Here is a 7,618-nt window from a genome sequence, read left to right as displayed (position 1 = left end):
TATTCCTACTTGTAGGTATATTATTGGCGTACTTTACAGCAACTACTCCTATCGTACCTCAGATATCCCCTGTATACTACCTAGTTTCACTCCTTTGCATAATTTCTGGTTTGGTCGCACTCATTTCGAAACTAGAATAATAACTTTAAAAGTATACTCCAGTTAGAGATCACAAACAATAACATTAAAAGTATACTCCATATTGCCATAAGATTATGAGTGATAAGATAAAAGTTGCATTAATTGGTATAGGAAATTGTGCTTGTACTCTGATTCAAGGAATTAGTTATTATAGCGAGGATGATTCTAGGAACGGTCTATGGAATAAGATCATAGGTGGTTATAGGATTAAGGATTTAGAACTGGTAGGTGCCTATGATATAAATTCTAAAAAGATAGGGGTCGACCTTTCTGAGGCAATGTTTTCGAAACCTAATGTAGCAGAAAGGTACTTGGATCTAAGGCCTTTTAATGTCAATGTAAAAAGAGGTATCTTGTATGATGAACTTTCAAACTATCTAAAAAACTCACTTGATGTTGATACTTGGGAGCCTAATGACATTATAGATGAGTTAAAAAGGAGTAAAGTAGATGTTTTGGTGAATCTTATATCATCTGGTTTAGATAATACATCTAAGGCTTATGCTGAGATCGCCATCAAATCAAAATGCTGCTTCATCAATGCTACTCCATCATCGATAGCATCTGATAAAGCAATTGTAGATAAGTTCAGGGAAGCAAATTTGGTTGTAACTGGAGACGATCTAATGAGCCAATTTGGAGGAACTGCTTTCCATAAAGGGATCCTCGATTTTATGCACAGTAGAGGTATTAATATCTTAAAAAGTTACCAGCTTGATGTTGGTGGAGGTACAGAGACTTTGAATACATTGGATGAAGATATAAAGTTCATGAAGCGGAACATGAAAACTAAAGCAATATCTATGGAGTTACCTTACAAGTTTGAGACAATTACAGGAACTACAGATTATGTCGATTATATGCAAAATAATAGGACTAGCTACTACTGGATACAAGGAGATGGTTTCTTAGGCTCTCCAATTATGGCCGATATATATCTTCGTACCTCTGATGGACCTAATGCTGGAAATATTTTACTTGATGTGATAAGAGCTGTTAAAGTATCTAAAGATAGAGGAGATTTTGGCGCACCACTAGAAATTTGTGGCTATGGTTTCAAGAATACTCTTAAACCTATCAAGCTGAAGGATGCGCATCAAAACTTCACTTTGAAATATATAACAAGATAGAGCATTTAATTATCAAGAACTAAATTTCATTGTTGGTATTATTTATGTTCTGGATAAATAAACATCCCGCATAGGTAGAAGGACTTCATTGGGAGATTCCCCTATAAAGTAAACATTCTGAAATATGTAGATTGAACTGTTAATCATCTATAAACCAAAATATTTTAAGTAATAAAAATAATCTAAGAAACATTGAGGTATCCATAAATATGACAGATCGAAGCTGGACAGCAATTGTCAAGGAGCGAAAAAAATCGCTAAAGAATCTGGCACCGAAAGATCGCCTAGGGTATGTAGAGGGATGCATCCAATCACTCTTAGCTGTAAATCAGAGTATCAATGGATGGATGCAATGGTTATCGAATCCTATGAAGATGGGTAAATTTGAAGAAGAACAGCTAGAGATGTTTTTTACAAAGTTAAGACAATTTGCTCTGGATTTCCTTGAATTTGACCGGGATGTTACAGAGAAGGACGAGAAAGGGAAGGAACAACCCAGGGTAGAGCATTTCAAGTAAAAATGAAAAAGTGTAGAAGAGCTCTTTCTAGCGATAATCTGACACTACTTCTTTGATTAACTGTCCGAAGTTTAAATGCTTTGGATTAAATCCTTTTGACTTCAACTTTCTAATATCAGGATAGAGTTTATAGGGTTCCTCTCTTGCTCTGCAAGGCAGATATTCTACCTTACAGGCAGTAATCCGTCTTATTTCTTCTGCGAGATCTTGGTAAGTTCTAACGATTCCGCTACCCACATTATATATCTGTCCAGAATCCAACTTCTCTAGCCCCAATTCGTAAGCTTGACAAAGATCTAAGACGTGCATGAAGTCTGCCTTCTGATGTCCATGACAAAATACTGTCAGACATCCCTTCTTAACAGCATTTTCCACAAAAATTTTTATTATTCCATTTGTTGCTCCTTTACCCCAGACTTCAAATCCTCTGAATATCACGCATGGCAGTCCTAAGTTAAAATATTGCTTTACTAAATACTCTGCAGCCACCTTAGATGTACCATAGCCAGTTCTGGGAGCTAGAGGTGTTTCCTCGTCAACTGGATTATCTTCAGTAGGCAGTCCGTACACAGCAGAACTGCTCATATATAAGAATCTCTTTACTCCTACTTTCAGAGAAGCCTCAAGGACATTTAGAGTAATCATTAAGTTGGTCCTCATAATTTCCACCTCAGATCCAGCATATCTTACTGCTAGATGAATTACATAATCTGGAATAAACTGCTTGAAGAGATTTAGTGTTTCATCGAAGTTTGTAAGATCACATTTGGAGACATTATCAGATAGTAGCTTATCTACTCCCAACACGGTATACTCTTTCTCTTTGAAATACCCAGTTGCATAGCTACCTATAAATCCTCTAGCTCCAGTAACAATTAATCTCTTCTTTCTCATTCTAATAACCTTTCAATAACATCTATCGGTGATTCCAATTTAATGGTTACTGGTTTCCGTGAGGCAGGCTTGTACAACAGTTCCTCGAGCTTGTTCTTAGTAGGATTCTTATATAGAGGATAGCCTAAGCCACTTAACCAAGATTCAATATCTAGAGGTTTCGGGAACAAACAGACTGATGGGACACCCAATAACGCAGCTTCCCTCGATATAGTAGCCCCCCCAGTTACCACAGCATTAGAGTAATATAGGAGGCTCTGGAAATCTAAACCTCCAGGAAGAATTACCACGTTATCTCTCTTACTAAGCTCCTCCTTCTGTTTCTGGTAGCGAGGAAGAGCTACCACCTTTGGATAGGATAAAATTTGCTCTATTGTCTCTTGAGTCTCTACTTTTGTAGGATAATAAGACGCATATATTTCAGGTGGTCTAAAGACAATATATTTCCTTGGTTTTAACCCTAACTCAGCCAATACATTTGGCTGTGGTTCAAAGTCTCTTAACCAAGCTATCTCGTCTACACCTTTGTATGTTATAATCTTCTTGTAAGGTACAAAATCAATGTATTTCCTTAGAGGTATTGCTAAAGGTATAATCACCCATTTAGCTAGCGGAAGAGTTAAGTGATTGACCCAATATGAGTGAGGTGCATCATTAAGCTGGATTATCTTCACCCCTAACCCAAACGCTATCCTAGTAGCCTCAGGAGAAGATAGCGAGATATGCCAATCTGGTTTCTCCTTATTAGCGACTTTTTTAAGATCTTTCATTCGGTCAATACTAGCATCAAGTTTGCTAGATAGTTCCTTCCCTCCATGACGACCCACATCATAGTAAGTTCTATTATGCCTTGATAAGATACTCTGAGTATAATCATAGTTTCTAGCAGTGATGAAGTTAGGAATTCCCTTCTTGTCAAGCATCTCCGCAATCTTCACCATTAGAAGTGCGTCTTTAGCGGTAATGGCATCTAACCAGACTTTCATACTTTCACCAAGATTTGGTATTTTTCAATGCCATGCTATCCGATCCAACTTCAAGGATTACCACGTATATAGTCTCTCAACATCGTTACATGATCAAATGCTAAATTTTCTGGAATTTTACTTAATATAAAGAATTTAACATCTTGAAATTCGGTATTTATTTCTCCTTTATCTGTATGAGCTAAATAGCATATCGCTATTACATGTTTCCATGGATGGCGATAAGAATCTGAATATATTCCAATTATTCTTGATAGTTCGATATCTAGGCCGCTCTCCTCCTTAACTTCCCTCTTAGCAGCATTTTCAACTGTTTCACCATATTCCACATACCCACCTGGCAAGCTCCATAATCGCTTGAATGGCTCGCAGTTTCTTCTAACGAGCATCACTTCACCCCCATCCTCAACTATTACGTTAACCGCTAATGCTGGATTGATCCATATACTTTCATCTCGTTCAAGCTGGATGTCTTTAGAACCAAGACCTATTGCAATATATCTAAGCTTGCTTGAAAACTCTTCAGGTTCATATATTCGTCTACCATCGATAACGATCGGATTTCTCATTCTGGAGATAAAGTCCTCAGGTTTGATTTTTGAGAACTCAGACCACTCTGTTACAATAATGGAGCAATCTGCACTATTAATACATTCTAATGCGGATTTTGAATATTCTATTCTATTACCGAATATTTTTCTTACATTTTCTATAGCGGCTGGGTCATAGGCTACAATTTTTGCCTCTCTTCTAAGTAGCTCTTTTACTATTTTTATTGAAACAGCCTCCCTTATATCGTCTGTTCCAGGTTTAAAGGATAAGCCCAGTATGGCAATTCTCATGCTCTGTATATCGCCTAGTAATTTCTCAGCAATATTAACAGCATTCAAAGGTTGAATCTCGTTGACGAACAGTGTAGCCTCGGTTAATGGTAGTGCTACGCCCTTTGATCTTGAAAATTTGGACAATGCCTTAAGATCCTTAAGAAAGCATGAACCCCCCCATCCAAATCCAGCTTTTAGGAACAATGGTGCTATTCGTTCATCTAATCCTATACCTTTTGCAATAACCTCAACATCTGTATTTGGAATTCTCTGACATAAATTCGCTATTTGATTTATGAAACTCACTTTCATAGCTAAGAAAGCATTATTCGTATATTTGATAAGCTCGGCTGTATTTGGGTTGGTTCTGATTATGGGTGGAAGTTTTTTATGATGAAGCCATCGGTAGAATTTTTCAAGAGCTTTACCAGATTTTTTGTCGATTTCCCCGATTATGATCCTATCAGGGTTAAGAGTGTTTTTAATTGCTGAGCCTTCACTAAGGAACTCAGGGTTATAGACTAAGCCGAAATCCTTACCGCATATCCTATTTGAGGTTGTCTCTAATGCAGGTTTTACTAGGTTATATGTTGTACCCGGAGTTACCGTGCTTCGTAGTACAACGAGTTTATAGTCCTCTAAATCCTTCAATTCTTTCCCAATGGTTTCTGAAACGGACCTCACATAATCAAGGTTAATAGAACCATCTGTATGGTTTGGCGTACCAACGGTAATAAATATGATCTGAGATTTTTTGACAGCCTTTCTTGCATCCTCTGTTGCAGATAACCTTCTCTCTTTTACGTTTCTTTTTAGGAGGGTTGGAAGTTCTGGCTCATGAATAGGGGTCTCGCCCTTGTTGATCTTTCTTACTTTCTCAGTGTCAACGTCACAACCTATCACCTTTGCATCTCTTTTTGCTATGCAAGTTGCCATTGTTAGGCCTACATAGCCGAGTCCAAAGATTGCGACTTTCATAGTTTTATTGCCTGCTTCTTAAAGTACTTATAGGAAAGGCTTAACGCTTCCCAATAAGTTTCTGGTGTGCCGATATCCAGTCTAATCTCATTCTCTTTGAGATCGATTGCATTGACCTTTAAGCCCCATTCAATAAGGTTCTGGATACCATCGGTGAGCTGAATCTCTCCACCCTTTCCAGGTCGAATGGCTTCTAGTGATCTGAAAATTATCGGTTCGAATATATAAAGAGGCATTATTGCTAAGTTTGTTTTGGGTCTCTCAGGCTTCTCTTTAACGTCTTTGACGATAAGTTCATTTGATTCCATAGCAACTTCTGCAACCCCATACTGCCTCGGGTCAGGTACTTCTTGAAGCACGATCGTGGCATCAGCTTTGGTTTTATTATGTTCTTCAATCAGTCTTTTTAAGTGAACGTTTTCTCTTGATATAATATATGTATCACCGGCGTGGACGAGAAGTGGAGAGCCTCCAATGAAAGGTTTAGTTAGATGGACGGCATGTCCAAAGCCTAGAGGTTCGGGTTGGTTAATCCATACTATTGTTGAGGCTTCAACCTTCTTATAGAAGTCCTCAAGAAGCAATGCTTGTATGCTCTTGCCCTTATTGTTTAGTTGTTCAACGTAACCGCAATCAGGTGTGAAGTGATCTTCTATGGCCCTCTTATTTCTACCTACTACAAAGCAAAATTCTCTAGAACCTGAATTAAAAAGTTGCTCAAAGACGAGCTGAACAAGAGGTTTCAAGCATAGGCATTCACCATCTCCGTTGGCAAATACGGGCAACATCTCCTTGGGCTGCTCCTTTGTTGAAGGCAGGAGCCTTGTTCCTAAACCAGCTGTAGGGATAACTGCTTTCATAATATCATGACCTTTAAAAAAATAATCATATATTTATGGCTCAAACTCCTTTGCCCTTTAGGGTTAATTCTTGTCTCACCCATTCTATCTCTCTCTTTAAACCCTCTTCCAAGGAGATTTTTGGCTCCCATCCAAGGATTTCATTAGCCTTCTTGTAGCTACCTACAAAGCGCATTATATCCCCTTGACGTGGTGGAAGATAATTTTTTTGAGATTTACTGTGTGTTAACTTAATGATTATGTTGGCAAGCTCGTTCAGGCTTACACCCCTACCTGTTGGCAAAAGAAAGACTTCCCCTATAGCCCTTGGGTTTTCCAAAGCAAGAATGTAGGCTTTTGCAGTATCCTCTACATATGTATAATCTCTTATCTGCTCACCACTACCGTAGATAGGTAAAGCCTCGTTTTCCAGTGATATCTTAATCCAGAAACTGATAAAGTTGTACCAGCCCTTCATCCAATAAGGTTGCCTAGGACCGTATACATTACTTGGTCTTAATATAATGAATTTCATGCCATACAAGTTTGAATAGATTTTACAAAGCAATTCGCCGTAAATCTTATGAACATTATAAAAGGTGCTAGGGTCGAAAGGAAAAGACTCATCTGCAAGGTTTGGCTCAGGTATATCCCCATGTACGCTTCTACTGCTTGTATAGATTATCAAGGCATCATCGTTAAATTTTCTACAGGTCTCGAAGAGATGAAAGGTGGAGAGAGCGTTTCTCCTGAAATCTTCCTCAGGGTAGTCTATACACCAAAATGTAGAGACTTGAGCAGCACAGTGGATAATTGTGTCAAAATCTTTTACATCTTCCTTAACAACGTCGGCTACAGACTTCACCTTTAATGGTAAGTCAGAAGGTAAATTATTCCTCCTTCCAGCTGAAAGGTCGTCTAAAGCAACAACATTATACTTTTTTATTTTTAGATAGTCTATTACATAAGAACCAATGAAGCCAGCTCCACCAGTCACAAGAGCTTTCAACTAAATCTACCGTTTATATATCTTCTAACTAAAATAATTTTATCATCGTCTACTTTGTGTTTTTAAAAGATAAGACATGGTTCTAGAGCACGCATTAATGGAATTTTCATTATTAAGTTAGATAAAGAAGCGTTTATTATCAACAACCCAATCAAATAATCTGTTCAACCCTTCCTTCCAAGATACTTTAGGCTCCCACCCAAATTCTCTTTTCGCCTTTCCCATGTTGCTATAATATACTTTTTGATCGTAAGGTCGCCAATCCTCGAACTTCAGGTTTATATTAAGACCGCTTATCT

Annotated in this window: 8 protein-coding genes; 2 read left to right on the top strand and 6 right to left on the bottom strand. The window is 37.9% G+C overall.

The genetic code is table 11. The annotated features are described in order from the left end of the window. Positions 1-215 precede the first annotated feature (215 nt). Together L6N96_01210 and L6N96_01205 are read left to right on the top strand one after the other, a co-directional pair. Entirely contained in the window at positions 216-1,271 is a 1,056-nt protein-coding gene (locus L6N96_01210; GenBank protein ID MCP8322785.1) for a hypothetical protein, read from the top strand. A gap of 209 nt (positions 1,272-1,480) precedes the next feature. Next, positions 1,481-1,789: a hypothetical protein gene (locus L6N96_01205; GenBank protein ID MCP8322784.1), complete on the top strand. Its 309-nt coding sequence runs from the start codon at positions 1,481-1,483 to the stop codon at positions 1,787-1,789. Positions 1,790-1,816: 27 nt separating this feature from the next. On the opposite strand, the gene L6N96_01200 is transcribed toward L6N96_01205, so the two are convergent. The 6 genes from L6N96_01200 to L6N96_01175 form a co-directional block, all read right to left on the bottom strand. Then, the gene (locus tag L6N96_01200; GenBank protein ID MCP8322783.1) at positions 1,817-2,683 is read right to left on the bottom strand and encodes an NAD(P)-dependent oxidoreductase; all 867 of its coding nucleotides are present in this window, start codon (positions 2,681-2,683) and stop codon (positions 1,817-1,819) included. Beyond that, positions 2,680-3,669: a DUF354 domain-containing protein gene (locus L6N96_01195; protein ID MCP8322782.1), complete on the bottom strand. Its 990-nt coding sequence runs from the start codon at positions 3,667-3,669 to the stop codon at positions 2,680-2,682. Before L6N96_01195 ends, L6N96_01200 begins: the two co-directional genes overlap by 4 nt. Before the next feature lie 50 nt (positions 3,670-3,719). After that, positions 3,720-5,471, bottom strand: a complete 1,752-nt coding sequence (locus tag L6N96_01190) for a nucleotide sugar dehydrogenase (protein MCP8322781.1) — start codon at positions 5,469-5,471, stop codon at positions 3,720-3,722. Then, a complete protein-coding gene (locus tag L6N96_01185; protein MCP8322780.1) occupies positions 5,468-6,331 on the bottom strand; it encodes a hypothetical protein in 864 nt (287 codons plus the stop codon). Before L6N96_01185 ends, L6N96_01190 begins: the two co-directional genes overlap by 4 nt. 40 nt (positions 6,332-6,371) lie before the next feature. Further along, positions 6,372-7,319 carry an NAD-dependent epimerase/dehydratase family protein gene (locus L6N96_01180; protein ID MCP8322779.1) on the bottom strand — a complete coding sequence of 316 codons (948 nt, stop codon included), beginning with the start codon at positions 7,317-7,319 and terminating at the stop codon, positions 6,372-6,374. A gap of 117 nt (positions 7,320-7,436) precedes the next feature. Continuing rightward, positions 7,437-7,618: hypothetical protein (locus L6N96_01175; GenBank protein ID MCP8322778.1), on the bottom strand; the 182-nt coding region annotated here is incomplete at its 5' end.

Source organism: Candidatus Methylarchaceae archaeon HK02M2 (genome assembly GCA_024256165.1).
Lineage (GTDB): Archaea > Thermoproteota > Nitrososphaeria > Nitrososphaerales > JACAEJ01 > HK02M2.
The sequence above is the reverse complement of the archived record's forward strand: the minus strand, read 5'-3'. Positions and strand labels throughout refer to the sequence as shown.

What these genes read in the sequence shown, in the direction of transcription:
- L6N96_01210 (MCP8322785.1), top strand. Translation starts at nt 216, where the DNA reads ATGAGTGATAAGATAAAAGTTGCATTAATTGGTATAGGAAATTGTGCT.
- L6N96_01205 (MCP8322784.1), top strand. Translation starts at nt 1,481, where the DNA reads ATGACAGATCGAAGCTGGACAGCAATTGTCAAGGAGCGAAAAAAATCG.
- L6N96_01200 (MCP8322783.1), bottom strand. Translation starts at nt 2,683, where the DNA reads ATGAGAAAGAAGAGATTAATTGTTACTGGAGCTAGAGGATTTATAGGT.
- L6N96_01195 (MCP8322782.1), bottom strand. Translation starts at nt 3,669, where the DNA reads ATGAAAGTCTGGTTAGATGCCATTACCGCTAAAGACGCACTTCTAATG.
- L6N96_01190 (MCP8322781.1), bottom strand. Translation starts at nt 5,471, where the DNA reads ATGAAAGTCGCAATCTTTGGACTCGGCTATGTAGGCCTAACAATGGCA.
- L6N96_01185 (MCP8322780.1), bottom strand. Translation starts at nt 6,331, where the DNA reads ATGAAAGCAGTTATCCCTACAGCTGGTTTAGGAACAAGGCTCCTGCCT.